Annotated in this window: 30 protein-coding genes; 19 read left to right on the top strand and 11 right to left on the bottom strand. The window is 59.2% G+C overall.

Annotated features, from left to right (window positions below):
* Positions 1–3: 3 nt before the first annotated feature.
* From carB to FZX09_RS00830, 3 genes are read left to right on the top strand one after another with little or no spacing between them, the layout of a single operon-like run.
* Positions 4–3327 carry a carbamoyl-phosphate synthase large subunit gene (carB, locus tag FZX09_RS00840; protein ID WP_226399204.1) on the top strand — a complete coding sequence of 1108 codons (3324 nt, stop codon included), beginning with the start codon at positions 4–6 and terminating at the stop codon, positions 3325–3327.
* A gap of 35 nt (positions 3328–3362) precedes the next feature.
* Positions 3363–4028: a DUF3386 domain-containing protein gene (locus tag FZX09_RS00835; protein WP_226399203.1), complete on the top strand. Its 666-nt coding sequence runs from the start codon at positions 3363–3365 to the stop codon at positions 4026–4028.
* A gap of 56 nt (positions 4029–4084) precedes the next feature.
* Complete coding sequence (locus FZX09_RS00830; RefSeq protein ID WP_226399202.1) at positions 4085–5437, top strand: sodium:alanine symporter family protein; 1353 nt, start codon at positions 4085–4087, stop codon at positions 5435–5437.
* A gap of 58 nt (positions 5438–5495) precedes the next feature.
* Here the strand turns inward: FZX09_RS00830 and FZX09_RS00825 are convergent, their stop codons facing one another.
* Both FZX09_RS00825 and FZX09_RS00820 read right to left on the bottom strand, forming a co-directional pair.
* A complete protein-coding gene (locus FZX09_RS00825; RefSeq protein ID WP_114987892.1) occupies positions 5496–5726 on the bottom strand; it encodes a DUF6447 family protein in 231 nt (76 codons plus the stop codon).
* A 49-nt stretch (positions 5727–5775) separates the two neighbouring features.
* Positions 5776–7521, bottom strand: coding sequence for an ABC transporter ATP-binding protein (locus FZX09_RS00820; RefSeq protein ID WP_226399201.1), 1746 nt, complete (start codon positions 7519–7521; stop codon positions 5776–5778).
* 39 nt (positions 7522–7560) lie between these two features.
* On the opposite strand from FZX09_RS00820, the gene FZX09_RS00815 reads away from it, so the two are divergent.
* The 4 genes from FZX09_RS00815 to FZX09_RS00800 are packed head-to-tail and all read left to right on the top strand — an operon-like array spanning position 7561 to position 10325.
* Entirely contained in the window at positions 7561–7758 is a 198-nt protein-coding gene (locus FZX09_RS00815; protein WP_226400304.1) for an RNA-binding S4 domain-containing protein, read from the top strand.
* 32 nt (positions 7759–7790) lie between these two features.
* Positions 7791–8522 (top strand): triose-phosphate isomerase, encoded by a 732-nt coding sequence (gene tpiA, locus FZX09_RS00810; protein ID WP_226400302.1) that lies wholly within the window; start codon positions 7791–7793, stop codon positions 8520–8522.
* Positions 8500–9345 carry a dihydropteroate synthase gene (gene folP, locus FZX09_RS00805; protein ID WP_226399200.1) on the top strand — a complete coding sequence of 282 codons (846 nt, stop codon included), beginning with the start codon at positions 8500–8502 and terminating at the stop codon, positions 9343–9345. Before tpiA ends, folP begins: the two co-directional genes overlap by 23 nt.
* Positions 9342–10325, top strand: a complete 984-nt coding sequence (locus FZX09_RS00800; protein WP_226399199.1) for a GlcNAc-transferase family protein — start codon at positions 9342–9344, stop codon at positions 10323–10325. Before folP ends, FZX09_RS00800 begins: the two co-directional genes overlap by 4 nt.
* Positions 10326–10403: 78 nt before the next feature.
* Here FZX09_RS00800 and FZX09_RS00795 read toward each other — a convergent pair whose 3' ends face one another.
* Positions 10404–14414 carry a magnesium chelatase subunit H gene (locus FZX09_RS00795; RefSeq protein ID WP_226399198.1) on the bottom strand — a complete coding sequence of 1337 codons (4011 nt, stop codon included), beginning with the start codon at positions 14412–14414 and terminating at the stop codon, positions 10404–10406.
* A 117-nt stretch (positions 14415–14531) separates the two neighbouring features.
* On the opposite strand from FZX09_RS00795, the gene dapB reads away from it, so the two are divergent.
* Genes dapB through FZX09_RS00770 form a run of 5 tightly spaced genes read left to right on the top strand, consistent with a single transcriptional unit; the run spans position 14532 to position 17755 of the window.
* Positions 14532–15365: a 4-hydroxy-tetrahydrodipicolinate reductase gene (gene dapB, locus FZX09_RS00790; RefSeq protein ID WP_226399197.1), complete on the top strand. Its 834-nt coding sequence runs from the start codon at positions 14532–14534 to the stop codon at positions 15363–15365.
* 10 nt (positions 15366–15375) lie between these two features.
* Positions 15376–16032 carry a hypothetical protein gene (locus FZX09_RS00785; RefSeq protein ID WP_226399196.1) on the top strand — a complete coding sequence of 219 codons (657 nt, stop codon included), beginning with the start codon at positions 15376–15378 and terminating at the stop codon, positions 16030–16032.
* 51 nt (positions 16033–16083) lie between these two features.
* Positions 16084–16335: a high light inducible protein gene (locus tag FZX09_RS00780; protein ID WP_226399195.1), complete on the top strand. Its 252-nt coding sequence runs from the start codon at positions 16084–16086 to the stop codon at positions 16333–16335.
* Between the two features lie 41 nt (positions 16336–16376).
* Positions 16377–17522, top strand: a complete 1146-nt coding sequence (locus tag FZX09_RS00775) for an FAD-dependent monooxygenase (protein ID WP_226399194.1) — start codon at positions 16377–16379, stop codon at positions 17520–17522.
* Between the two features lie 20 nt (positions 17523–17542).
* Positions 17543–17755 (top strand): DUF2949 domain-containing protein, encoded by a 213-nt coding sequence (locus FZX09_RS00770; protein ID WP_226399193.1) that lies wholly within the window; start codon positions 17543–17545, stop codon positions 17753–17755.
* Here the strand turns inward: FZX09_RS00770 and FZX09_RS00765 are convergent.
* Positions 17746–18264, bottom strand: coding sequence for an adenine phosphoribosyltransferase (locus FZX09_RS00765; protein WP_226400300.1), 519 nt, complete (start codon positions 18262–18264; stop codon positions 17746–17748). The genes FZX09_RS00770 and FZX09_RS00765 overlap by 10 nt on opposite strands.
* A gap of 42 nt (positions 18265–18306) precedes the next feature.
* Here FZX09_RS00765 and FZX09_RS00760 point away from each other — a divergent pair, with 42 nt between their 5' ends.
* From FZX09_RS00760 to FZX09_RS00750, 3 genes are read left to right on the top strand one after another with little or no spacing between them, the layout of a single operon-like run.
* Positions 18307–18855 (top strand): DUF3038 domain-containing protein, encoded by a 549-nt coding sequence (locus FZX09_RS00760; RefSeq protein ID WP_226399192.1) that lies wholly within the window; start codon positions 18307–18309, stop codon positions 18853–18855.
* A 7-nt stretch (positions 18856–18862) separates the two neighbouring features.
* A complete protein-coding gene (locus tag FZX09_RS00755; RefSeq protein WP_226399191.1) occupies positions 18863–19477 on the top strand; it encodes a DUF4335 domain-containing protein in 615 nt (204 codons plus the stop codon).
* A gap of 59 nt (positions 19478–19536) precedes the next feature.
* The gene (locus FZX09_RS00750; protein WP_226399190.1) at positions 19537–19905 is read left to right on the top strand and encodes a hypothetical protein; all 369 of its coding nucleotides are present in this window, start codon (positions 19537–19539) and stop codon (positions 19903–19905) included.
* Here FZX09_RS00750 and FZX09_RS00745 read toward each other — a convergent pair.
* Together FZX09_RS00745 and FZX09_RS00740 are read right to left on the bottom strand one after the other, a co-directional pair.
* The gene (locus FZX09_RS00745) at positions 19890–20183 is read right to left on the bottom strand and encodes a hypothetical protein (RefSeq protein ID WP_226399189.1); all 294 of its coding nucleotides are present in this window, start codon (positions 20181–20183) and stop codon (positions 19890–19892) included. The genes FZX09_RS00750 and FZX09_RS00745 overlap by 16 nt on opposite strands.
* A gap of 139 nt (positions 20184–20322) precedes the next feature.
* Positions 20323–20469: a hypothetical protein gene (locus tag FZX09_RS00740; protein WP_226399188.1), complete on the bottom strand. Its 147-nt coding sequence runs from the start codon at positions 20467–20469 to the stop codon at positions 20323–20325.
* Positions 20470–20735: 266 nt separating this feature from the next.
* On the opposite strand from FZX09_RS00740, the gene FZX09_RS00735 reads away from it, so the two are divergent.
* Positions 20736–20948 (top strand): hypothetical protein, encoded by a 213-nt coding sequence (locus FZX09_RS00735; protein ID WP_226399187.1) that lies wholly within the window; start codon positions 20736–20738, stop codon positions 20946–20948.
* A gap of 166 nt (positions 20949–21114) precedes the next feature.
* On the opposite strand, the gene FZX09_RS00730 is transcribed toward FZX09_RS00735, so the two are convergent.
* From FZX09_RS00730 to FZX09_RS00720, 3 genes are all read right to left on the bottom strand, one after another.
* On the bottom strand, positions 21115–21336 hold the full coding sequence (locus FZX09_RS00730; protein ID WP_186570291.1) for a hypothetical protein: 222 nt from the start codon (positions 21334–21336) through the stop codon (positions 21115–21117).
* Positions 21337–21460: 124 nt separating this feature from the next.
* Positions 21461–22714, bottom strand: a complete 1254-nt coding sequence (gene arsJ, locus FZX09_RS00725; RefSeq protein WP_226399186.1) for an organoarsenical effux MFS transporter ArsJ — start codon at positions 22712–22714, stop codon at positions 21461–21463.
* A complete protein-coding gene (locus FZX09_RS00720) occupies positions 22711–23733 on the bottom strand; it encodes an ArsJ-associated glyceraldehyde-3-phosphate dehydrogenase (protein WP_226399185.1) in 1023 nt (340 codons plus the stop codon). Before FZX09_RS00720 ends, arsJ begins: the two co-directional genes overlap by 4 nt.
* A 61-nt stretch (positions 23734–23794) precedes the next feature.
* Between FZX09_RS00720 and FZX09_RS00715 the strand changes: the two genes are divergently transcribed.
* From FZX09_RS00715 to FZX09_RS00705, 3 genes are all read left to right on the top strand, one after another.
* A complete protein-coding gene (locus tag FZX09_RS00715) occupies positions 23795–24112 on the top strand; it encodes a metalloregulator ArsR/SmtB family transcription factor (protein ID WP_226399184.1) in 318 nt (105 codons plus the stop codon).
* 2 nt (positions 24113–24114) lie between these two features.
* Complete coding sequence (locus FZX09_RS00710; protein WP_226400298.1) at positions 24115–24732, top strand: DUF938 domain-containing protein; 618 nt, start codon at positions 24115–24117, stop codon at positions 24730–24732.
* A gap of 63 nt (positions 24733–24795) precedes the next feature.
* Positions 24796–25821 carry a mechanosensitive ion channel family protein gene (locus tag FZX09_RS00705; RefSeq protein ID WP_226399183.1) on the top strand — a complete coding sequence of 342 codons (1026 nt, stop codon included), beginning with the start codon at positions 24796–24798 and terminating at the stop codon, positions 25819–25821.
* Here the strand turns inward: FZX09_RS00705 and FZX09_RS00700 are convergent.
* Both FZX09_RS00700 and FZX09_RS00695 read right to left on the bottom strand, forming a co-directional pair.
* Positions 25782–26096, bottom strand: a complete 315-nt coding sequence (locus FZX09_RS00700) for a Tat pathway signal protein (protein ID WP_226399182.1) — start codon at positions 26094–26096, stop codon at positions 25782–25784. The two genes, FZX09_RS00705 and FZX09_RS00700, sit on opposite strands and share 40 nt — an antisense overlap.
* A gap of 38 nt (positions 26097–26134) precedes the next feature.
* Positions 26135–26539, bottom strand: a complete 405-nt coding sequence (locus FZX09_RS00695) for a hypothetical protein (protein ID WP_226399181.1) — start codon at positions 26537–26539, stop codon at positions 26135–26137.
* Positions 26540–26550 lie beyond the last annotated feature (11 nt).

Genomic DNA, 26550 nt, shown 5'->3' with positions numbered 1-26550 from the left:
CCCATGCCGAGGCGGTCTGACCTGCGTCGCATTCTTTTAGTGGGATCTGGTCCGATTGTGATCGGCCAAGCCTGCGAGTTCGATTACTCAGGAACCCAGGCCTGCAAAGCCCTTAGAGCCGAGGGATATGAAGTCATTCTGATCAACTCCAACCCGGCGTCGATCATGACCGACCCGGAGATGGCTGATCGGACTTACATCGAGCCGCTCACGCCGGATGTCGTCACCCGGGTCATCGAAAAGGAGCGCCCGGATGCTCTGCTTCCCACCATGGGTGGACAGACCGCCCTAAATCTGGCAGTCACCCTGGCGGAAAACGGCACCCTGGAACGCTTCGGCGTCGAGTTGATCGGTGCCGACCTCAAGGCGATCCAGAAAGCAGAAGACCGTCTGCTGTTCAAGCAGGCGATGGAGCGCATCGGCGTCAAGGTCTGCCCTTCAGGGATTGCCTCAACCCAAGAGGAAGCAGAGGCCGTTGGGGCCGCGATCGGCAGTTTTCCCCGGATCATCCGACCTGCCTTCACCCTGGGGGGAAGTGGCGGCGGCATTGCCTACAACCCCGAGGAATACGCAGCAATCTGCAAGAGCGGACTTGAGGCGAGTCCGGTTTCTCAGATTCTGATCGAGCAATCGCTCCTTGGCTGGAAGGAATTCGAGCTTGAAGTGATGCGTGATCTGGCGGATAACGTCGTGATCGTCTGCAGCATCGAAAACCTCGACCCCATGGGGGTGCATACGGGGGATTCGATCACGGTGGCTCCGGCCCAGACCCTCACCGACCGGGAATACCAGCGACTTCGCGACCAATCAATCGCCATCATTCGCGAAATCGGTGTCGCAACGGGCGGCAGCAACATCCAATTCGCGATTAATCCCGACAACGGCAATGTTGTGGTGATTGAGATGAATCCCAGGGTGAGTCGATCCTCGGCCTTGGCTAGCAAGGCCACCGGATTCCCGATCGCCAAGATTGCCGCACGCCTCGCCGTCGGCTACACCCTCGACGAAATCCTCAACGACATCACCGGCAAGACGCCTGCCTGCTTCGAGCCGACCATTGATTACGTCGTCACCAAAATCCCGCGCTTCGCCTTCGAAAAATTCCGAGGCAGTCCGGCCGTACTCACCACCTCGATGAAATCAGTGGGCGAAGCAATGGCCATCGGCCGTTGCTTCGAAGAGTCCTTCCAGAAAGCTGTGCGCTCCCTGGAAACGGGATTCTCGGGATGGGGAGGCGACCGGGAGGAACCGGAACTCACCGATGGCGAGCTGGATCGCCAGTTGAGGACCCCCTCTCCAGAGCGCATCCTCAGCGTGCGTACGGCGATGGTGCGCGGACGCAGTGATGAGGAGATTCATCGGATCAGCAGAATTGACCCCTGGTTCCTGGCCAAACTGCGACGCATCATTGACGCAGAGGCAAGGCTGATCAAGGGCAAAAGCCTGGAGCAGCTGGATGCCGAAAGCCTGTTTGAAGCAAAGCAGCTGGGTTTTTCAGACCGACAGATCGCGTGGCAAACCAACAGCGACGAATTGTCGGTGCGTCAGCGGCGTCATCAGCTCGATATTCGCGCCATCTTTAAAACCGTCGACACCTGCGCTGCAGAGTTCGCTTCCTCCACTCCTTATCACTACTCGACCTACGAGCGTCCCTTGCAGACCCTGCAGGCCGACGGATCCCTCAAACCCCTTCCCGCTTCATCTGAGGTAAGTCGCCGCGAAGGCGGCCGAAAGATGATGATCCTAGGCGGTGGACCCAACAGGATCGGGCAGGGGATCGAATTCGACTACTGCTGCTGCCATGCCTCCTTTGCAGGGCAAGATCAAGGGATCACCACGGTGATGGTGAACAGCAATCCGGAAACGGTGTCCACCGATTACGACACCAGCGACAGCCTCTACTTCGAACCGCTCACCTTGGAGGACGTTCTCAATGTGATCGAAGCGGAGCGTCCCGATGGCGTGGTGGTGCAGTTCGGTGGACAAACGCCTCTAAAACTCGCGATTCCCCTGCTGCGCTGGCTTGATAGTGCTGAGGGGCGCGCAACCGGCACCAGCATCTGGGGCACCTCTCCTGAATCGATCGACCGGGCCGAGGACCGCGAACAGTTCGAAGCCATCCTCCGGAATCTGAACATCCGCCAACCCCGCAATGGATTGGCACGCAGTGAGGAGGAGGCACGGGCCGTGGCGACGAGGGTGGGCTATCCAGTCGTCGTACGTCCCTCCTACGTCTTGGGCGGACGAGCCATGGAGGTGGTGTTCGACGAAGAGGAACTCAACCGCTACATGCGCGAAGCCGTTCAAGTGGAGCCAGACCATCCGGTGCTGATTGACCAGTACCTCGAGAATGCCGTTGAGGTGGACGTGGACGCGCTCTGCGATCACACCGGTGCTGTAACTATCGGTGGTCTGATGGAGCACATCGAACCGGCGGGAATCCATTCCGGAGACTCAGCCTGCTGCTTGCCGGCGGTCTCCCTCGGCGAGGCGGCACTGAACACGATTCGCGATTGGAGTCTCTCCCTGGCGCAAACCCTCGAGGTGCGGGGTCTGATCAACCTTCAGTTCGCCGTGCAGCGCAACACTGATGGATCGGAGGTCGTCTACATCATCGAAGCCAACCCCCGCGCCTCAAGGACTGTTCCCTTCGTCGCCAAGGCCACAGGACAACCACTTGCTCGCCTGGCAACCCGACTGATGGCGGGCGAAACCCTGACCGACATCGGCATGACCAGCGAACCGAAGCCACCGCTTCAGTCGATCAAGGAGGCGGTGCTGCCGTTCCGGCGCTTCCCGGGGGCGGACACGGTGCTGGGGCCAGAAATGCGCTCCACGGGAGAGGTGATGGGATCCGCCGACAGTTTCGGCATGGCCTATGCCAAGGCTGAACTCGGCGCTGGAGAAGCTCTGCCCACCCAGGGGACGGTGTTCCTCTCCACCCACGACAGGGACAAGCAGGCGCTGGTGCCCATCGCCGCTCGGCTGATCGAACTCGGGTTCGATGTCACGGCCACCTCGGGCACGGCTCAGGTTCTCGCCAACGCGGGATTGAAGGTGCAATCGGTGCTCAAGGTGCACGAAGGGCGCCCCAACATCGAGGATCAGATCCGCTCCAAACAGGTGCAGCTGGTGATCAACACACCGATCGGTCGGCAAGCTGCCCATGACGACAAGTACCTGCGTCGAGCAGCGCTCGATTACGCCGTGCCAACGGTGACGACCCTCGCGGGAGCACGCGCGGCGGTGGAGGCGATCTCAGCGCTCCAGCAACAGCCAAGGCTCAGCATCCATGCCCTGCAGGACGTTCACGCCATGCAGCGTTAGGCCACCGGTAGGGTTGCAGAAGCCATCTCACCGCTGTGACAGCCTCCGTTCCCGTTAAGTCTGGTAGTGACCTGCGTGATGACTTCCGTCGCGCCTACGAAAACCGCTACACCTGGGCGCCTGGATTCCCCGGCTACCGCGGACGCTGCATCTGGCAGCAGGGGGATCAACGGGTCGAGGGCAAGTTTGAGATCGGCGCAGATCTCAAAGCCAAGGTGGAAGGGATCGAAAACGAAGAGATCCTCAAGGCGGTGAATTCCCAGCTCTGGGAAGTCGCCATCCATCGCGTGCGTCGCAGCTTCGAGCAGACCCACGGTGAGAACACCTTCACCGCCGGTGACACCAACGATGTCGGAACCGAAGTCCTGGTCGGCGGCAAAGGAGCAGGGGACAAATACCGCATCAAGGATGACGTGGTGACCATGGTTCACCGTCACATCCACGGCACTGTCGTGACGATCTACACCACCGATGTCACCGACACGGGTGCGGGCTACCTCAGTCACACCTACACCAGTCAGTATTCCGACCCGGCAACGGGAGAAGCACGGGGCGGTCGCAGCAGCTTCAAAGACAGCTTCTCTCCCCTGCCTGGGGATGGCCCCTGGGTGCTGGCCGAGCGGGTCGTGACCACCGAAGCCCATGGCGATACACCCACCGGAAGCCAGACCTTCCGCTTTGAAGATCTCGAATCACTCTGAGTTGATTGCCGGCACAAGCCGGCTATGAGACCATCCGCCCAAACCTGTTGAAAGGCATGGGCGGAGTCGAGTCGACCATTCAGGCCATCAATAGCCCGATCAACAGCATCGTCTGGGGATGGCCCACTGTCCTTTTAATTGCCGCAACGGGCATTCTTCTGATGGTGGGTCTGCGGTTCATGCCGCTGCAACGGCTGGGCTACGGCATCTCAATGATGCTGCGTCCTGCCGCATCTCAAACCGAAGGAGAGATCACCCCCTTTCAAGCGCTGATGACGTCGTTGTCGGCAACGATTGGCACGGGAAACATCGCCGGTGTTGCTGGAGCCATTGCCGTTGGTGGACCTGGTGCCGTCTTTTGGATGTGGATCATCGCGATCTTCGGCATTGCGACCAAGTACGCCGAAGCTGTACTCGCGGTTCAGTTCCGCGAAACCGATGGAGACGGCAACCACGTGGGTGGTCCGATGTATTACATCCGCAACGGACTCGGAAGCGACTGGAGCTGGATGGCTGGCCTGTTTGCCCTCTTCGGCATGTTGGCGGGATTCGGCATCGGCAACGGGGTTCAGGCCTTTGAGGTGTCGTCAGCCTTGAGCCTGATCGGCATCCCGAAGCTGGCGACCGGTGTGATTTTGGCGGCCCTGGTTTTTGCTGTCGTCATCGGGGGCATCAAGCGCATCGCCCAGGCGGCCTCCACCATTGTTCCGTTGATGTCGATCCTCTACATCGCTGCATGCCTTCTGGTGTTGTTGGCAAATCTGGGGAGCGTGCCTGAAGCCTTCGCCACAATTTTCTCCAACGCCTTCTCTGGCAAAGCTGCGGCCGGTGGTGCCCTCGGTCAGGTTGTGCTGATGGGGTTCAAACGGGGCATCTTCTCCAATGAAGCAGGCCTGGGGAGCGCTCCGATCGCTCACGCGGCTGCCAAAACCGATGATCCCGTCCGCCAAGGCACGGTGGCGATGCTGGGCACCTTCATCGACACCCTGATCATCTGCACAATGACCGCTCTGGTGATCATCACCACCAAAGCCAATCTGATCATCGATGCAGCAGGCGAAAACCTGAGCGGAGCAGATCTCTCAATCACCGCCTTCAACACCGGCATCGCAGGAAGCGGCGTGGTGGTCACCCTGGGGTTGGTGGTCTTCGCCTTTACAACCATTCTCGGCTGGAGCTTCTATGGCGAGCGCTGCACCACCTATCTGTTCGGTCAGTCCGCCGTGCTGCCCTTTCGTTTGACTTGGGTGGCTGTTGTGGTGATTGGTGCTATCGCCGGCGACCGTGGAGTGATCTGGTCGATCGCCGACACCCTGAACGGCCTGATGGCTCTCCCGAACCTCGTGGCCTTGATCCTGCTGTCCGGAACGGTGTTCAAACTCACCAAGGGCTACAGTTTCAGCGACTGAGCATAACGACGAGCAATAAAAAAGGGGCTCAACAGCCCCCTTTTTTATTGGCGGGCGATCAACCCTGATCAGGCAACGGAGTCACAGACTTGAGCCTTTCATTGAGCTGTGTGGCCAGGCTCTGACGGCCCACCGCTAGAACCTTGAGGGTGTCTTCGTGCATCCGCAGCTGAGCGTCGGCAACCTGCATGCCACGCACAAGTTCCTTGAGCTCATCGGGAAGCGTATTGAGGTCATAGCGCTTGCCCTCAAAGGTCAAGACAGGGTTGTTGGCTGCAGAATCAGTCATCGTTTATTGCCGGGATGGCGGTGTGCCGGCGGCCAGATCGTAGAGGGATTCAAGTCTTTTGCTGATCTCGAATGAACTGCCGTTCGCACAATTCGCGATAACGCCCACCACGCTGCATCAATTCATCGTGGGTTCCTCGATCGACAACAGCACCTTTCTCAAGAACCACGATTCGATCGGCTTCCTGCACCGTGGCCAGACGGTGAGCGATCACCAACACCGTTCGTCCCTTCATCGCCTGCTTCAGTCCAAGTTGCACCGCAGCCTCGGCTTCAGCATCGAGGGCACTGGTGGCTTCATCCAGCAGCAACAGCGCTGGGTTGCCAAGCACCGCCCGGGCAATGGCGATCCGCTGCAGTTGTCCTCCGGAAACGTTGGTTCCCCGTTCCTCAAGCTGGGTGTCATACCCCCGGGGGAAGGCACGGATGAAATCATCCGCATTGGCCAACCGAGCCGCATCGCGCACCTCATCGTCCGTCGCACGACGCCCGAACCGAATCGCTTCAGCAACGGTTCCGGAGAACACGGTTGTGCGCTGCGGAACCAGGGCCACCTGCTGACGCAGCTCACGGGCGCGCATCAGGCTGATGTCGGTGCCATCAAGACAAATCTCACCCTGTTGAACGGTGTTAAATCGCAGCAGGAGCGACAGCAAGGTGCTTTTGCCCGCACCGGAGGGGCCAACGATGGCCAGCACCTGACCGGCATCCGCCCGCAGATTGAACTGATGCAGCACTGGCTGGGCTGGGTCATAGCCAAAGCTCACCTGATCAAAAACCAGATCACCTCGGAGAGCACCGATGGATTGCGCCTCGGCTGGATCAGCAGCCTCCTGAGGCTCTCTCTCGATCTCACGCAGACGTCGCAGCGACGCCTGCCCCTGCTGGAATTCGTTGAAGTTGTTGGTGACGTGGGCAATGGGATCGATCAGCACGATCAGCCCCGTCAAGTAACTGCTCAGCCCGGCAATGCTCAGGTCCCCGGTCTTAATCCGCCAGGCTCCGAGGGCCAATACGGCAAACAGACCCACCACCTCGATGATGCCAACCACCGGATGCTGCAGCGCCAAGAGGCTGTAGGTGCGGTGGCGAGCCTGCCGGTGCTGGTCGATTTCCGTCTCAAAACGCTCCTGCAGCCAAGGCTCAGCGGCAAAAGCACGCACCAGGGGCAAACCTTCGATGGCCTCACCAAGCAGACCGGCCAGTTCACTCACCTTTTTCTGACTGCGTTCAGTGGCCGCCATAACGCGCGCACCAAACAGGCTGATCAACCAGACGATCACCGGTGCCAGCAACAGGATGGCCAGCGTCAGTTTCCAGTCGAGCCAAAGCATCATCCCCAGCACAGCAAAGAGCTGAAGCACGCTGGGAACCGTGTCGTGAATGGTCTTGTAGAGCACCTCGCTGACGCGATCTGCGTCTTCTGTGAAGCGGTAGGTGAGATCACCGGCCGAGAGCTTCTCCAGCGCTCCCAGCTCCACGGTCTGCAAGCGGCGGAACAAATCGCGCCGTAAGTCCTGGCTCACCAGCAATGCAGGCCCGGCAAGAAGAGAGTCCTGACCGAACTGGGCGATTTTCTGAACAGCAAAGATCAGCAACGCCAGCCCGATCAGCTGAAACACGCGAGCAAGATCGCCCGACCCCAGCGCTGGGAACAAGTCCCCGGCCAGCTGCACGAGCAGCGGAAAGCTACCGACGTAAACCACCATGCAGCAGCCCCCCCAGAGCAGTTCCCGCAAGTGGGGGCGAAGCAGCGGCAGCAGCCGGCGGAATCCGGCCTGGGATGGGGTCAGCATCCCGGCACAGTATCAATGGTGAAATCAGAACTCTCTCCAATGAAGCTGGATCAGTTCCTGAAATGGAAGGGTTGGGTCTCCACCGGCGGTGAAGCGAAGCAACGCATTCAAATGGGTGAAGTGGAAGTCAATGGAAGCGTTGAAACCCGGCGGGGACGTCAGCTTTCCCCGGGAGATCGGGTTGTGCTTGCAGGGGAGGAGTCCTTTGTCGGGGGCGAAAACGCGACCGGGCCGTAAGTTGGCTGCCACATTCCATGGGGAAGCAAGGCGTGCGCAGACCGGTGATCGCTGGCAACTGGAAGATGCACATGACCTGCGCCCAGTCGCGGGAATTCATGGAAGCCTTCCTGCCACTGATTACCGAAACCCCAGACGACCGTGATCTGGTGCTGGCACCACCCTTCACGGCGCTGTCGACCATGGCGGAACTCAGCCAGAACTCCCGTCTCTGCCTGTCAAGCCAGAACGTGCACTGGGAAGGCCAAGGGGCCTTCACTGGGGAGATCTCCCCAGCGATGCTCAAGGAGCATGGTGTGACCCACACGATCGTGGGCCACAGCGAACCCCGGAAATACTTCAGCGAAAGCGACGAGCAGATCAACCACCGGGCCAGGTCATCCCAGTCCAATGGTCTGATTCCGATCGTTTGCGTTGGCGAAAGCGATGAGCAACGAGAACGGGGCGAAGCCGAACGGGTGATCCGCCGCCAGATCGAGCAGGGACTCGAGGGTCTCGATGCAGAGAAGTTAGTGGTCGCCTACGAACCGATCTGGGCGATCGGCACAGGCAAAACCTGCGCTGCCGAAGAAGCCAACCGCATCTGCGGTCTGATTCGAAGCTGGGTGGGATCCCCCGATCTGGTGATTCAGTACGGCGGCTCCGTCAAGCCCAGCAACATTGATGAGTTGATGGGAATGAGCGATATCGACGGTGTTCTGGTGGGGGGAGCTTCCTTGGAGCCTGAAAGCTTTGGACGAATTGCCAACTACCAAGCAGCTTGATTCAGGCAACTGGCCCCAGGGCTGGCGCCAACGCACAACAGTGATGGGGGTTATCAACATCACCCCTGATTCATTCAGCGATGGAGGACGATTCCTCGCCAGCGAACGGGCCCTCGCCGAAGCCCAGTGGCAACTGAGCAATGGCGCTGACGTGTTGGATCTGGGAGCACAGAGCACCCGCCCTGGGGCTGAGGAGGTTGGCGCCGAGGAGGAATTACGCCGACTGTTGCCTGCGCTCCAAGCAATCCGGCAGCACTGCCCAGAGGCCCTGATCTCCATCGACACGTTTCTCGCACCAGTTGCCGCCAAAGCACTGGAGGCAGGTGCCAATTGGATCAATGATGTGAGCGGTGGCAGGCGGGATCCCGATCTGCTGCGCGTGGTCTCCGACGCGGGCTGTCCGGTGGTGCTGATGCACAGCCGCGGTGACAGCCAAACCATGGATCAACTCACGACCTATACCGATGTCGTTGCGGATGTGAAGGAGGCGTTGCGGGAGCGCAGTGAGGCCGCGATTCAAGCCGGCGTCCTGGAAAGCCAAATCATCTGGGATCCGGGTCTCGGTTTTGCCAAGACCCACGAGCAGAACCTCCAGCTGCTGCGGGATCTGGAACAACTCACTGAGGGCCCGCAACCGGTGCTGATCGGTCCTTCGCGCAAGCGCTTCATTGGTGCCGTGCTCGACGAGCCCAGACCGAAAGCGCGGCTCTGGGGGACCGCTGCCGTGGCCTGCCGCTGCGCTCAGGCGCGCACTGCCGTGCTTCGGGTGCACGATGTAGGCCCCATCAGCCAGACGCTGCGCATGGCTGCCGCCCTTTGGTGAGATCCACGATCTTCATACAGATCGCGTCTTACCGAGACCCGGATCTTCCGGCCACGCTGCACAACCTGATCGAAAGGGCAGCACAACCCGAACGCCTGCGCTTCGGCATCTGCCTGCAGCTGGCTGATGACGACCCAACCCACTGGGGAGAAAGTGCATTTCCGAATCATCCACACCTGAAGATCGTCAGGCTCGATGCAAAGGAAAGTCATGGAGCCTGCTGGGCCCGTCGGCAGGCCCAAAGCTTTTACGGCGGGGAAGATTTCCTACTTCAGATCGACAGCCACATGCGGTCCGTGGAGCACTGGGATGACCTGCTGCTGAAGGCCTGGAAAGAATGCAGCGATGAGCGAGCCATCCTCAGTGTTTACCCCAACGGCTTTCAACCACCCTGTCGATTGCAAACATCAACATTGCCGGTGATGGGTGCGGGTGAGTTCGATTCATACGGCATCCTCAAGTTACGAGGCATCAGCCGATTCCAGCTTCCAGAAGAACAGCCAGAACGTCCTATCCCCGGAGCCTTTATCGCTGGAGGCTTCCTGTTCGGAGCTGGCTCAATCGTGAGAGAGGTGCCCTACGACCCCGAGCTCTACTTCTATGGGGAAGAGATTGCAATGTCGGCACGACTTTGGACTTCGGGTTTCAACATCTACGCCCCAAATCGCCTGCTTCTTTTTCATCTCTACAAGCCAGAAAACCCCGCAGCAGAACATTCAGCTACTCATTGGGGTGATCACAGTGACTGGCACAAGTACAACCTTCGCTCACTCAAACGTGTTCACAGACTGCTTGGCAGCCTCGACAATGCCCCGGCAGCAATCCGTTGCTTCAATGATCATCCTGGCGAACTTAAATCCTTCGGATTAGGGACGAATCGCAGCTTAAAAATGTATCAACAGTGGGCTGGAGTTGATTTCAAAACAGCAAAGATCAGCCTTGCAGCAAGAAAGGCAGAGTTCAACATTTCGCAGCTCTGAATGCAACCAATTCATCCCCAACAAAAAAAGCCAGAATTCGTAGAGAACTCTGGCTGATGCTCAACGCTTGCCTGAAGATCAGTCGGTAACAACACCCTCAATCCGATCTTCCACTTCCTGATAAAGCTCCTGCAGCTGTTCGATGTTTTCGTCTGAGGTTTCCCAGTAGCCGCGACCATGAACCTCAAGAAGCGTGCCCACAATCTGGCGGAAGCTGTTGGGGTTCAATTCCAGAAGACGCTTGCGCATCTCCGGGTCATTGATGAAGGTCTCGTTGGCTTCCTCGTAAACGAAGTTGTCTACGGCACCACTGGTTGCACTCCAACCCAAAGTGAAGTTGAGGCGCTTGGCCACCTCTCGCACACCCTCATAACCGGAGTCGAGCATGCCTTCGTACCACTTGGGATTCAGCAACTTGGTGCGTGAATCCAGGCGGATCGTTTCACTCAGCGAACGAACCTGCGCATTGGCCGTGGTGGTGTCAGCAATGTAACTGGTGGGGGCTTTGCCGTCATCACGGAGGCCCGCGATCAGCTTGGTGGGATCGGAGTCGAAGTAGTGGCTCACATCGGTGAGGGAAATCTCAGCTGAATCCAGATTCTGGAAGGTCACGTCCGCTGTCTTCATCACGTTCTCGAACACCTCCCGCTTCTGGTTCATCTCACCAGGGTTGTCAGCATTGAAGGCAAAGGTCTTGCGGGAGAGGTACATCTCCTGCAGCTCACCTTCCTCCTCCCAGGTGCTGTTCTCCACCGCAAGGTTCACGTTGGAGCTGTAGCTGCCGCTGGCGTTGGAGAACACCCGGCAGGCCGCATCACGCAGGCTCATGCCTTCTTTCTCTGCCTGCTCAAGGGCGTGCTTGCGTACAAAGTTCTGCTCCAGGGGCTCGTCGGCCTCTGCAGCCATCTTCACGGCCTGATCAATCAGGGCCATCTGGTTGATGAACAGATCGCGGAACACACCCGAGCAGTTCACCACCACATCAACACGGGGACGACCGAGTTCTTCGAGGGGAATCAGCTCAAGCTTGTTGACCCGACCCACGGAGTCAGGCATCGGCTTGACACCGACGAACCAGAGAATCTGAGCCAGGGATTCGCCATAGGTCTTGATGTTGTCCGTTCCCCAAAGCACGCAAGCGATGGTCTCGGGCCAAGTGCCCTGCTCCTCGCGCTGACGATCAATCAACTTGTCGACAACACTCTTGGCCGCAGCCACCGCGGCACGGGTGGGAATCGCCTGCGGATCCAGCGCGTGGATGTTCTTGCCGCTGGGAAGCACACCAGGATTCCGAATCGGGTCACCACCTGGGCCCGGAAGGATGTATTCGCCATCCAGCGCCTTCAGGAGACTCTCCATCTCCATGTCGGCACACACCTGCTCGAGGCAGAAGCGCAGATATGCAAAGAGTTTGTCGAGCTCGGTGGAATCGATCTGAACGAAACCGGCCGTACAACAAGCCCGCAACCAGGGTGAGGGAAGCTTGAAGCCAAACCTCGCCAGCAGGTCGTAGAACCAACCAAAGCTGTTGCGCAGGCTGACACGACCATCACGACCAGTGAGGGTGCGAACCATGGCACCGATCGCAGCGCGGGATGTCTCCGTGATCGTGCGGTTGAGCTCGACATCAGCGAGCACGCCCTCGTCGTTGCCTTTGTAGATGTCTTCAATGGAGCGACCCATCGCCTCAGCCAGCAGACCGGGGAGTGAGCGCAGACCATCCTCCTCACGCTCAAGAGCAGCGATGCTCACCAACGTGGCAACCGCTTCCTCCGCGGTGGGAGGCTTGCCAATGGTGTGCAGGCCACAAGGAAGGAGACGGCTTTCAATCTCCATCAACTGGCGATAGACGGCACCCACGAGGGCATCGCGACCCTCCAATTCGAGGGTCGAAGCATCTTCCTCAGGAAGGTCGACGTCCTTATCAAGGTTGCACTGACGTGCCGTCTCAACGATGGTGTTGACGATCTGAATGCCGCGGCCGCCCTCACGGAGCTGCTGGTAGGAACCAACCAGTTCACCCAGTTCCTTCAGGCCCCTGTAGAGGCCAGCATTTTCGGCAGGAGGGGTGAGGTAACTGATGGTGGAGGCATAACCCCTCCGCTTGGCAATGGTGGCCTCGGAGGGGTTGTTGGCGGCGTAGTAATAAAGATTGGGCAGCGCACCGATGAGTGAATCGGGATAGCAGGTTTCGCTCATGCCCATCTGCTTTCCGGGCATGAATTCGAGGGAACCGTGGGTGCCGAAATGCAACACCGCATCAGCCTTCCAGATCTTCTGCAGGTAGGTGTAGTAGGCGGCGAAGCCATGGTGAGGGCTTGCACTACGGGAGTAGAGCAGGCGCATCGGGTCACCTTCGTAGCCAAAGGTGGGCTGAACACCGACGAAGAGGTTGCCGAAGTGGCGACCGAAAACCAAAAGGTTCTGGCCATCGCTGTTGAGGTTGCCGGGGGGCTTACCCCAGTTCTCTTCAAGCCGCTCGGAGTAAGGAGTCAGGCGCTCGTACTCTTCGACACTCATCCGATGGGCGATGGACAGCTCCGGGGAACCCTGCATGGCATCGGCGTCATTGATGACAGCCTCCAACAGCTCTCGAGGAGTTGAAGGCATGTCCTGGACGTCGTATCCCTTGGCCTTCATCTCCTGCATCACCCGATGGATGGAGCCGAAGACGTCGAGGTAAGCCGCCGTTCCGACGTTGCCCTTGTCGGGAGGGAAGCTGAACACAGTGATCGCCAGCTTCTTTTCGTTGCGGGGCTTGATCCGCAGTGATGACCAGCGGATTGCGCGCTCAGCAATGGCATCAACCCGATCTTGGAGGGTGTGAGCTTTGCCGGTGGCGTCGTCGCGACCAGACAGAACAATGGGCTCGATGGCACCATCAAGTTCTGGAATGGCGATCTGCAAGGCCACCTGCACTGGGTGCAGGCCGAGGTCGCTCTGTTCCCACTCCTGGGTGGTTTGGAAGACGAGAGGAAGCGCAACCATGTAGGGGCGGTTTAGCTTTTTCAGCGACTCAATCGCCTTGGGGTGGTCCTGGCGGGCCGGGCCACCGACCAGCGCAAAACCGGTGAGGGAGACGATGCCGTCCACCAGGGGCTGCTCGGGATTCAGCGGGTCGTAGAAGAAAGCGTTGACAGGCTTCGAGAAGTCGAGGCCACCGCAGAAGATCGGAATCACGCGGGCGCCACGGAACTCCAGTTCCTGGATGGTGGCCACGTAATGCGCATCGTCACCGGTGACGATGTGGCTGCGCTGCAGCACCAGGCCAATCACAGGTCCTTTGCGGGCTTCCTCAGACAGGTCTGAGCGACTGGAGTTCCAGTTCAAATATTCCTTGAGGTCCTCGAACATCGAAGGAGCCAGGGGGTGCCAGATCCCGAGGTCGGGGAACACTTCAGGCTCTGCCACGTCCATCGCTGGACGCTCCTCACCTTCTGCCGCTGGGAAGACGTACTTGTCCGCCAGCATCAACAGGAAGTTGCGGAGGTTATCGGGAGTACCGCCCAGCCAGTACTGGAAGCTGAGCATGAAGCTGCGGGCATCCTGCGCCTTCTCGACTGGCAGGTACTTGAGGACGGTGGGCAGGGTGTTCAGCAGCTTGAGCATCGCGTCCTGGAAACCAGCACCTCCGGCCTCCTTCCGCTTCTTCATGAAGCCTGCGATGGCGCTCTTGCTCTGACCGAGCTGAGCCATCGAGAAGCTGCCCAGCTTGTTCAGCCGCATCACTTCAGGCATGGACGGGAAGACCACAGCCGCCTTGAGTCGGTCGCGGTGTGGGGCAACGGCGTCCACAACCTTCTGAGCCAGATCTTCAATGAAGATCAAGGAGGCGACAAAGACATCAGCCTCAGCCACATCGGCACAGAAGCCGGCGTAGTTGTCGTCGTCGCGGAGTTCTTCGATCAGATATCCGCTCAGCTCGATCCCGAGATCGCCGCCTGAGGCATTCAGTGCCGTCGCAGCCTGAGTGAGGGCGTTTTGATACTGGGGCTCCAGTACCACATAAACCGCTTTCATCACGGACTTGTGGTTCTGACCCTCAACAGGAGCAACGCGGCGATCGGCGGAGCGGACCTGTGTGAACATCTGGGAGCTTTTAGCAATGTAAAGAACCTTACGGTGACTGGCCCTAGGGACGCGAGGATTTCTGATCGGCCGTTACACGAGCCGACCCATAGGCTTTGAAGCGTCTGCTGCGCTTTCATGACTGGTCCGATTCCCGTCGTTGTCGCCGGTGCCTTGGGGCGAATGGGCGCCGAGGTGATCAAGGCTGTGGTGGGAGCCCAAGACTGCAGTCTTGCTGGCGCCATCGACAACACACCCGGCAAAGAGGGGGCCGACGTGGGCCTGGAGCTGGGCTTGGGCGAGCTTGAGGTGGCCGTGACGGCTGATTTCGAAGGCTGTCTCTGCGCTGTGAGCCAATCGGTGCGGGACAGCGGCAGCGGCGCCGTGCTGGTGGACTTCACCCACCCTTCCGTTGTGTACGAGCACACCCGAGCGGCGATTGCCTACGGCGTTCATCCCGTGATCGGAACCACGGGGTTATCCCCGGAGCAACTCAACGACCTCACCGAGTTTTCGGCCAAAGCGTCCGTGGGTGGGGCCGTGATCCCGAATTTTTCAGTGGGCATGGTGCTGTTGCAGCAAGCGGCAGCCGCAGCGGCACGGTTTTACGACCACGCGGAACTGACGGAGTTGCACCACAACCGCAAGGCCGACGCCCCCAGCGGCACCTGCATCAAAACCGCTGAGCTGATGGAAGAGCTGGGGAAAAGCTTCAATCCCGAGGAAGTGGACGAGCACGAATCCCTAGCGGGTTGCCGCGGTGGACAGCGGGACAGTGGTCTGCGGCTGCACTCCGTGCGGCTGCCGGGCCTGGTGGCTCACCAGGAAGTGATGTTCGGTGCCCCGGGGGAGACCTACACCCTGCGTCACGACACGATCGATCGCTCCGCCTACATGCCAGGCGTGCTGCTCACGGTGCGCAAGGTGGGCAGCCTCGGCAGCCTTGTGTATGGCCTTGAGCGCCTGATCTGAAGGCGACACCATGCTCATTCCCCTTCGCCCCGGTGAACTGCAACGGTTAATCCCTGCCGTTGCCACCGGCAACCAGTTCCGCTTCTCCCTCGGCAACCCCCAGGAGGTGCTGCAGCGCCTGATGATCGCCGCCATCGGTGGAGTCATCACATTCCTGATCTACAACCAAGCGCAGCTCGGTAGCCGCTGGGGCCCCGTCTGGCTGGTGATCAGCGTCGTTTTTTTCCTGTATGTGCTTTGGGGCCCAATCGTTCAGGCCGGCCAGCGCAACGCGACCCTGCGGCGATATCCCTCGGCTGCACTGTTTGAGGGCGAAATAGCTGACGTGATCACCCGAGAACGGGTGGAAAACCGCCACGAGCAAGCCGACAGCCGAGGCCGGCTGGAACTCGTGGAGAACCGACGCACATGGATGCTGCTCGAACTCGAAGACGAGGAGGGCTATCTCGGCCGAGTGGCATTTCCGATGGAGAAAAAGCACCAGTCGATCCGACGCGGCAGCCTGATCCGCTGCCTAGTGCTGAGTGAGCGCAAGGATTTCTCACAGATCGGAGCCCTCAGCGATGCTTGGCTGCCGGGCATGCGGATGTGGGTTGGCGAGTACCCATTCCTGCTCCGTCCAGCCTTTGAGGAACTCTGCCAACTCCGCCTGAACAGCCGCCGCTGAATATTTCTTAAACCTGGTTTACACTTCTTATTAATTCAAGCGGTGGCATCCATGTCTCAGTCTTCACCTTCCACTCCTGTCGTGCGCGGTGCACAGGTCACCATGGAAGACGGCGGCCGCCTCAACGCCTTTGCCACGGAACCCCGCATGGAAGTCGTTGAACCGACGCAGGGTTGGGGTTTCCATGATCGCGCCGAAAAACTGAACGGCCGCATGGCCATGCTTGGCTTCATTGCTCTGCTCGCCACCGAGTTTGCCCTGGGCGGCGAATCCTTCGTTCACGGGCTGCTCGGCCTGGGCTGATTGCCTCGCGCTGGATTGGGATGGCTGGCCAGACTCCCTGAATGGTCCCTTCCCTTCCAGAGATTCATGTATTGGGCGCTGGTCCCACCGGCGCCCTTACAGCTCTTGCTCTCGGCCTCCGAGGTCAGCGTGTGGTCCTGTTTGACCCGCTGTCGTCATCGGAATTGCAGTCCAGAAGCCGCGCCTATGCCATCACCCACTCCAGTCGTCGATTGTTGACAAATTTGGGGCTCTGGCACGACCTGCACAATGCCTTGGTGCCCTTCCGTCACCTTGATCTGCGAGATGGAGCTACCAACACCCGCGTTCTCTTTGGACAGGACGATCTGGCATCAGCCAATCGGAACCATGACGGCATTGGCTGGATCCTTGATCACCGGCCATTGATGAAGCTGCTGCTGGCACGGCTGGAGGCCAATGACAACGTTGCAGTTCACCTGACCGAACCATGCCCTGATCCAAGCGCTGATGCCCTGATCGTGGCGGCTGATGGACCGCGCTCCCCCACGCGAGAGGCCTGGGGCATTCGTCACTGGGGCATCCGCTATCGCCAGGGATGTCTCACCGCAAAAGTTGTCCTACGGGGACTTCCCCACGACAGGGCCTGCGAGTTGTTTCGTCCGGAAGGCCCCCTCGCCGTTCTGCCTTTGGGTCAGGGAACCTTCCAGGTGGTGTGGAGTGCACCATGGCAGCGTTGCCAGCAACGCAGCACGCTGCAAAGCAGTGCATTTCTCGATCAGCTGGCCGCTGTTCTCCCGCAGGGGATCGAACCGGATCGCCTGCTCGATCAACCCCGTGCTTTCCCTCAACAATGGCTGCTGGCTCGCCGCTTTCATCGCGGCCGGGGCGTGCTGATCGGCGAAGCAGGCCACCGCTGCCATCCCGTGGGAGGCCAAGGGCTCAATCTCTGCTGGCGCGATGTAGATGGGTTGCTACGCGCCGTGGAGCGGGGCGGCAGCGCAGCAACGATCGCTCGGCACTACGGGATGAGCCGCTGGCTTGATGTGCTCCAGGTGGGTTTGGCGACGGATCTTCTGGTGCGAGTGTTTTCCAACCACCAACCGCTGCTGCTTCCCCTGCGGCGCTTGGCACTGCTACTGCTGAAACAGTTCCCTGGGTTGCGCCGACTCAGCCTGCGGGCCATGAGTGACGGCCCCATGCAGCTCTGGCAGGCCTTGCCAAACTGAGTCCAGCGCGAGTCGCGACCATGGTGATGTCCAGCCAGCGGCAACCCCCAGCAACTGACGCGCTGCTGCACTTTCTGCAGCGCCGTTTGGGGTTGAGTCCCAGCGCCTTGGAACTAGGGCAACGTCAGGCGGAACTGGAACAAGCTCCCCTCCCGATCGTGCTTTGGAGCTTCGGGTTGTTGAGTTTGAAGCAGTTGGAGAAGGTGTTCGACTGGCAGAACAGTCAGCCGTAGCGCAACAACGCTTCCACGGGTTGGCCTGAGGACAACGCCTGGCGACCTCCGAGCCCCTCCAGCTCGATCACAAAGGCAAAGCCCACCAAACAACCGCCGGCCTGCTCCACTAGCTGTCCTGTCGCCGCAGCAGTTCCACCGGTGGCCAGTAGATCGTCCACCACCAGGACCCGGGGAGAATTCTCAAAGGCATCGGCTTGAATCTCCAGTCGATCGGTGCCGTACTCAAGGACGTAGTCCAGACCAACCACCTCGCCGGCCAGCTTTCCAGGCTTCCGCACAGGCACGAAGCCAAGCCGTCGGTCGCCGGCCAAAGGAGCCCCAAAGATGAACCCCCGGGATTCGATCCCAACGATCAGATCCGGCTTCACCTGGTCGCAGAACCGTCCCAGCTGCTGAATCACCTCGGCCATGGCCTCGGGCGAACGCAGGAGTGGGTTGATGTCTCGAAACAGAATTCCAGGCTTGGGAAAGTCTGGAATTGAACGAATGTGCGACTGAAGATCCAAATCCAGGTGACGCATGGCGGTGCCCCTGGCATCATCGCAGCCATGACTGAAGCTCTAGCCCCAAGCGCACCCACCGACGGCGCGCGTCTCAGCCGGCGGGGCGTCGAGCGCCTCGACCTATTGCTGCTGACCATCGAGGCTTTGGATCTCAATGGTGGCGAGGCGATGGTCTGGACAAGCCAGCAGATGGGCCTTCAAGCGCAATTCCCTAACCGGGTTGAACTCTGGAAGCGGCGCTGTCATAACCCGCTTCGGCGCACTACCCGACGGGACCAGCTCGACCCAGTGGACGCCGAATCACTGATCTGCCTGGTTTGTGCCATGGCAGATCGGCTCTACCCAATGCTCCACCAACTCCTCTCAAGCCGCGAGCCGGAACAGCTCACCCAACAGCGTTGGCAGTTGTTCCACGAGCGCCTGCGCGACCTCATCGAAGAGCGGATGAATCAGCGGCGGGAAGCGGTTGTTCGCCTTCTCACGATGGAGCCGGCGGGCCCTCTGCACCGCGAACTGATCAGCACCCTGGCGTTCTGCGCAGGCCCAGGAGGAATCGATCGACTCCGCGCCACCCTGCTCGACCCCACGCCCTAGGCCGACCATGTTGAAAACGACGTACCAATACGAACAGACCGCGGCACGGCTGGTGGTCGAGGGCTTTCCCGACCTCTCCGCCGGCCATTCCAATGAGGCGATCGGCATCCTGTCGTCCTGGCGGCTGCAGTTGGTCGGAGCACCGGAACTGGAAGGCACACGGGATCATCTCGAGGCTCTGATGGGAGCCGTGATGCCCTACGCCAGACATCGCTTGTCTGGGGTGCAGCGCCGTTTTGGCCAGGAGAGCGGTTTTGTGAGCATCGCGCCGGATCAAGCCAACCATCGGCTGGAACTGCGCAGCAGCCGAGAGGGCGTTGAGCCGCTGCAGCTCAAACTCGATGACGCCGAACTGGCCGATCTGGTACGTTGCCTCGATCGCTTGCGGCTGGACAGCCGGGTCAAGCTGACCTGGACGTTCCCCGAGGCTCGCCCCCTGAAGCGTCAGGAGATCGTCGATCGCGTTCCTCTGCAAAAACGCCTTGGACCACCCCTTCTGGCTGGAGTCGCTCTGGCGTGCACCATCGCCACGGCATGGCTTGTTCCTCTGCCTCAGGAGACCAAGGAGTCATCGCCGGAACCCGCACCAGTGAACAAGCCTGAAACGCAGTCCGACCGTTGACGTGCAGGAAACACGCTTCAGAATCGCCGCATTAATGGCTCACTGATCAGCACCATGCCATGAGGAAGGCACGCCGTAGCAGCAAACTCGATCAACGACGGGTCTTCCGCCCCCGTCGTCGCTTCCCCTACGGCGCCGTTTTGCGTCAGTTCACCGTCGTGGTTCTGATGTTTGCTGCGGCAGCCGGGATCGCTGTGCTTCTTCATCAGTTGCCCCAGCAGGTCGACATCATGCTGCTGCTGAGCAAGGCCATCGATGATCTGATTGGCGGTGTTCAGCAACTGCTGGAAGCCATGCTTGGGCTCGCCGCCATCGTGCTGATCGCTGGCATCGCGCTCCTGGCCGGCATCCTCTTGCTTGGTGCGCTCTGGAGGTTGATTCGCATTATCCGCCTGGTGATCTCTCCCCCCGCTCAAGGCCGGCGCTGAGGCGGAGCTAGAGAGCGCTGATGGTTCCACAACTCCTCAAGCGTCACGGTTCCATCCCGATCACCATCCAAAACATTGAAGTTGCGACTGTTCCGGGGGATACGCATGGCTTCCTCTGGATGCAAGCGAATATTCCGGTCGAGGTCGGCTTGGCGGAGATGGTGCTTCAGGCGTAGGCCAGTGGGCGATGAATCCTGAAGACGTAGGTCCTTCAAAGGGAGATAGAAACGATTGTTCTGCCGCTTGAGCACACAGCGCAGGGAACGTCGACTCTGCACTTCTGTCGCCCTCAGACAGACCGTTGGGGTTCGATTAGACCAATGCCATCCAAATCCTTGCAGTCCAAATCAATACGCAAACCAACAGAACAAATAGATTAACAGTGATAAGCCAAACACCAATATCCCGATCGAGATTTTAATCCGCATCCCCCTTTTTATCCCATTTGTAGGGAACCATCACCACGATCGTAAAAAATGTCAAAGCGGCATACACAACCAAGGTGTGCTTGGGATGCTCCTTGGCAGCCAACATACTGACGCCATGCCAGATGAAGTTCAGCATCGGGGCATAGGACGAAATCGCAACAAGGCTTAAAGCAACTCTTTGCGCTTTTTGAATTGACCAGAAATCGATTATTGAAGGCGCATCAAAGACAATGAAGGGCCAAGAACTTCAACATAGCGACTAAATCTTTTTACTCACATTCCAAGGAATCCCCTCATGAGATGGAGTGTCATGCGCAGCGGGCTTGAGCCCAGACAGCAGCACGCTTTAAGGTGACTAACCATCCAGTCCTGCAGGTTTTGCTCGGTTCCTGGCAAGTCCTAATGCGGTGTGTCGCCAGCGCACTCTTCCTGGTGGCCCATGGACTGCTGGTGCTGGAGCACATCACCATTGGAACGGCACTCCATGGGATTGCGGAGTTGTTCCTTGCCCCTTGGGCGATCCGCCACAAAGCCTGGGACATCATTGTGATCGGACTGATTTTCTGCGTCTTCGACCTGTGGGGAACGCTGCGTCTGACCGGCGTGTTGGTCTAAAACCCTTCAACCACTCAGCCGCTGGGACCAAAAACCAAACAGCTGCCACGACGACCAGAGGAACATCCCAAGAAACACCCAGTTCAGCCAAGCCGGACGTCGGTCGTTTTCAAACATCTCGCAAGACAGCGAAAGGCAACACCTGACCTTATCGGTGTAAACCGGATCACTTCGCCGAAGAACTCCAATCGGCGGAACGAAACGACACGTTGGAGCCACCACTGCGTTTCAAGTCGTGCATGCCCTCCAACTGGTTGTAGACCGACAAAAGCTGTCGGCGCATGTGGTCGGTATGGGGCAGATCAGCGATCAAACGCAGCACATCCTCCAAGGATCGCTTGGCATCAATCACCAAACGACAATCGGGGCTGCCGGGCTCGTCACGCATCAGATCAAAAACGAATACATCTATTAAGCAGAAAATCCCTGCTCGTGGGTGTCTGAATCCCTACCAACACGGCGATATTCAGCAGAAATTCAGGGTTTGCCCCAAACGTCCACCACCCATGCATTCATCCCGCGGCGTTTCGCACCGCTGGCAGCCTGAGGCTGCTGAGCCACGACAACAACACCAGCAGGGATGAAGCCCAGAGGCAAGCCTGCATACCCGCGGCTTCGGTTCTGCCGAGCATGAACACCGCTCCCGAAAGCAACGTGCCCACGAGTCGCCCGGCAGCATTGGCCATGTAATAAAAGCCCACGTTGAGGCTGACGTTCTCCGCATCGGTGTACGCCAGCACCATGTAGGAGTGGATCGACGAATTCATCGCGAACACCACGCCGAAGGCGGCAAGGCCTGCAGTGATGGCCACCGCCACGTCCACCTGGCGCCACAGCGCTACCGCGATCAGAGCCGGTATCGCCGTCAACAACGCACTCCAGAACTGCACTGCAGACACCCCCGGGGATGTGGTCTGCCCCCAGAGTCGTCGAAGTGCCGGCGCTGATCCCTGAACGATGCCGTAGCCAATCACCCAGATACCGAGAAAGCCACCGATCTCCCCGAAGCTCCAGCCCAGGGAGGCCTCGAGAAACACCGGAAAGGCCACTACAAACCAGACATCCCGGGCACCGAACAGAAAGAAGCGCGCCAGAGACAGCATATTGATGCCCTTGGATTTCGAGAAAAGCGAGGAGAAAGCCGGCTTGGACTTCATCTTTCCGATCTCCCCGGGCAGCACCAGCGTGAGAAGGAAGGCGAGAGCCAGGCCTGCTGCCATCCAGCCCACGGCAACATTGAATCCAAATGCGCTCAGCAGCACCCCACCGAGAAAAAAGCCGACACCCTTTAGGGCGTTCTTGGATCCCGTCAGGATCGCCACCCACTTGAACAGCTGCTGCTGCCCCTGCTGCTGATCATCCGGTGTTTCCGGCACCACCTTCTTGATGGCACTTTTGGCGCTCATCTTGTTGAGGTCTTTGGCAATACCGCTGATGGCCTGAGCTGCCATCACGTAGATCACGCTCAAGAGTTTCGGCCAACTGGCGGCGACGGGCATCAGCATCAGCAGCGCCAAGATCTGCAGCAGCGTGCCCACCCAGAGGGTGAGCCGAAGACCGTATCGGGCCCCAATCCATCCCCCGTAGAGGTTGGTGATCACCCCGAACAATTCGTAGAAGAGGAAGAGGAACGCAATCTCGAGGGTGGTGTAGCCGAGCTGATGAAAATGGAACACCACCAGCATGCGCAGCGCTCCATCGGTGAGCGTGAAGGCCCAATAGTTGGCGGTGACGATGCCGTACTGCTGCAGGGGGGAAAGCCTCATGCCTCCAGTCCCACCACGTGGCAGGCGAGGTCAGCCATGCGGCAGCTGTAGCCCCACTCGTTGTCGTACCAGGCAAACACCTTCAGCTGGTTGCTATCCACCACCATCGTCGAGAGGGCATCGACAATCGAGCTGCGGTTGTCGTTGGTGTAATCGCACGACACCAACGGGCGTTCCTCGTAACCCAGAATTCCCTGCAGCGACCCTTCAGCAGCAGCTTTGAAGGCGGCATTCACCTGCTCCACCGTGACGCTCTGCTTGAGCTCAAACACCGCATCGGTGAGTGATCCATTCAGCAGAGGAACGCGCACAGCATGACCGTTGAGCTTGCCCTTCAGCTCGGGGAAGATCATCGCGATCGCCTTGGCCGAGCCGGTGGTGGTGGGGATCAGTGAGGTGAGGCCGGAGCGCGCCCGGCGTAGATCGGTCTTGAAGGAATCGATCAGCACCTGGGTGTTGGTGATGTTGTGAATGGTGGTGATCAGCCCGTGCTCAATGCCGAAGCTTTCGTGCACCACCTTCACCACCGGCGCCAGGCAGTTGGTGGTGCAGGTGGCGGCCGTCACCAACTTGTGCCGAGCCGGTTCATAGAGGTGGTGATTGATCCCGTAAACGATGTTGAGCGCGTCCTCACCGGCGATCACACCCTTCACGGGACAGGCCACCACCACACGCTTGAGGCCCAGCTGATCGAAATAGGGATTGAGAGTCTCCGGCGTTTTGATCTTGCCGCTGGCCTCGAGCACCATCTCCACCCCCCGATCGCTCCAGGGCACTGCGGTGGGATCGCTTTCACTGGACCAGGTGAGTGCGGATCCCTCCACGCTGAATCCATCAGCGCTGCTGGTGATTCCTCGATCCCAGCGACCATGCACAGAATCGAACTCCAGCAGGTTGGCCGCCGTTGCTGCATCGCCAGCGGGATCATTGACGTGCACCAATTCGATGCCAGGCCGGCCCCAGAGGGCCCGGAACACCAGGCGACCAATCCGCCCAAAGCCGTTGATGCCGATGCGCATGCCGAACCCCAGTCATCCATCAAATTATGTTGATCCAAGCAGATCGGGCGGTGCGGCTCTTGTGATCAAGAACACCCTCAATGTCGAGCAGTCGAGGCAGCTGCTCAAAGCACTGGCCGACCCGATCCGCCTCGACGTGATCCATGCATTAGCGCAAGGCGAACGATGCGTCTGCGACCTCACCGGTGATCTCAACCTCTCCCAGTCGAAGCTCTCGTTTCATCTCAGGGTGCTTCGCGAAGCAGGGCTGCTGACAGACCGACAAAGCGGCCGCTGGATCTACTACCGCCTGCAACCGAACGCCCTGGCAGCACTGGAAGCCTGGCTGGCGGAGCTGCGCCTTGATTGCAGCCAGAGCGCTGCCCCCTGCCCGAGCTGACGATGGACCAACGGCTTTTCTTCCCAGCCACAGAACGCAATCGAGGCCCCATCGGAGATCTGCTGAACCAGCTGTTGCCTGCCTCAGGGGCCGTGCTGGAACTGGCCAGCGGCAGTGGTGAGCACGCCACCTGTTTTCAGCAACGCTTTCCCCATCTGCGCTGGCAAGCCAGCGATCCGGATCGAGACCATCGCACCAGCATCAACGCCTGGATCCAGCACCAGGGTCTGAGCCAGGTGATGCCATCAGCTCTCAACATTGATGTTGAGAAACGCCCCTGGACCCTGCCCCAGACCATACGAGGAGCACTGAAAGCTGTGGTTTGTATCAACTTGCTGCACATCAGTCCAGCCAGCTGCACTGATGCCGTGCTGGAGGAATCCGCCCTGCTGCTCCCCAGCGGAGCCCCCTTGATCATTTATGGGCCGTTCATGCGTAATGGTGCTCACACGAGTGCAAGCAATGCAGCCTTCGACCAATTCCTTAGGGAACGCAACCATCGGTGGGGGTTGAGGGAGCTGAATCACGTGACAGCCATCGCCGCCAAGGCAGGCTTCAAAACCGAAAACGTGCTCCCCATGCCCGCCAACAATCTGAGCCTCGTTTTTCAGCGCGCTTGAGCCTGATCTTGTTGCCAGCTTCAGCAAGGCCATCGACAATCACGCTTATATCCGGTGCGCGCGATGGATCCGACTGGTTTTTTAACAACGCTGCTAATCGGTTCAGCCATCACCCTGACCCTGGTCTTCCTATGTAGGACGGTTTTTCCTCGGTTCACGAAGCGGAGCAAAACCGACTTCGACGACTTTGTGCTCAACGCCTTCGCCGCTTCGGTGGTGCCTTTAGGTTTGGTGGTCACCCTGATCCTTGCGCAGGATGATTTGGGCTTGCCCAACAACATCGAAAGGGCCTACAACACATCGCTACGGATTGTTGGCACGGTCATTCTGATTCGGTTGGTTAACCGAATCGGAGCTCGATTCCTTTTCGGATTGGCACGCCGTGCAGGCGCAGATGATCTTCAACAACTCCTCCAAAGCCTGCTCCCGCTGCTGAGAACCGTGGTGTGGGCTATCGGCTCCTTGGTGCTGCTGCAGAGCCTGGGCGTGAAGATGACGGTGATCTGGGGTTTGCTCAGCGCCGGCGGCATCGGCATCGGCTTGGCCCTGAAAGAACCTGCCCAGGAATTGTTCGCTTATCTGATGATTCTTCTGGACAAGCCCTTCACCGTTGGGCAATTCATCACAGTGGGCTCAACTTCGGCAACGGTGGAACGCATCGGTGTTCGCTCCACCCATCTGCGCAGCCTGCGCGGTGAACAAGTGGTGATGAGCAACTCATCCCTTACAGGCTCCACCATCCTCAACTTCGCCGAAATGGCACAACGCCGGATGATCTATTCGATTGGCGTCACCTACAGCACATCAGCCGAGCAGATGAAGGCGATACCAACGATTATTCAAACCATCATCGATGCTAAGGAGCACAGCACCTTCAACCGCTGCCACTTCACCGAATTCGCTGATTCCAGCTTGAATTTTGAACTGGTTTATTACATCGACACCCGCGATTTCACGGTCGCTTTGAACGAACAGCAAGCAATAAACCTCGGAATCATGGAGGCCTTTGCAGAAGAAGGCGTCGATTTTGCCTTCCCGAGCCGGACGCTCTACCTGGAGGGAGATTCACTAACTGGTAAAGCCTCCTGAGCCGTCGGCACGGCAGAACGCCAAACGACACCGGCGATCAACAGGGCCGAGGCTGCCACAGCAGCGACCAGGGGAATCAAGCGTCGACGCCCAGGACTGGGCCCAAGAGCGATCTGGCCTGAGATGTTGTCGCGTCGTGACGCCAGGAATGCCCCCTGCCGGCATTGGGTGCACACCGTGTTGGTGACCCCTGCACTCTTCAACTTGAAGCCGTAACGACCCGGGATCTCAACGGGTGTTCCACAGCTGGAACAAAGGAGAGAAAAAACTGCCATGGGGAATCTGCCCTCAATTCAGATCTATCACCCCGCTTTCACTCCAGCGGGATAACACCCATGGCACAAACCGAACCCCAGCAGAGGCTGTGATCCACCGTCCAGAAGGGCTGCACCTCGAGCCAGTCTTCAGCCTGACCAACCCGCATCATCATCTGACCACTGCCGTCATGGACAAATTCGACGCGCTGCTGATTCCAGGTCAACACCCAGCGCTCTCCAGGACTGGAGGCAACCATCCGACAGGGACTCCAGGCCTGCTGAGCAATCCGGCAACGCACCGAGGTCGCTGCCGCTGAGCTTCCATCTGCTGAGCTGCCAATCAGCAGCAGAGCAGCGGTCCAGAGCTGAATGCGAAACACAGACACCGACTCGGCAACACACTGGCTAATGGCCTCCTTTTCACCATGGGGGCGGGCGATGGTCACGCCGTTGAGGAGCACCGGATCTCTTC

Origin of the sequence: Synechococcus sp. MU1643 (assembly GCF_020514095.1) — a bacterium.
Lineage (GTDB): Bacteria > Cyanobacteriota > Cyanobacteriia > PCC-6307 > Cyanobiaceae > Parasynechococcus.
Note: the sequence above shows the minus strand (reverse complement) of the source record. Positions and strands in the feature narration are given on the sequence as shown.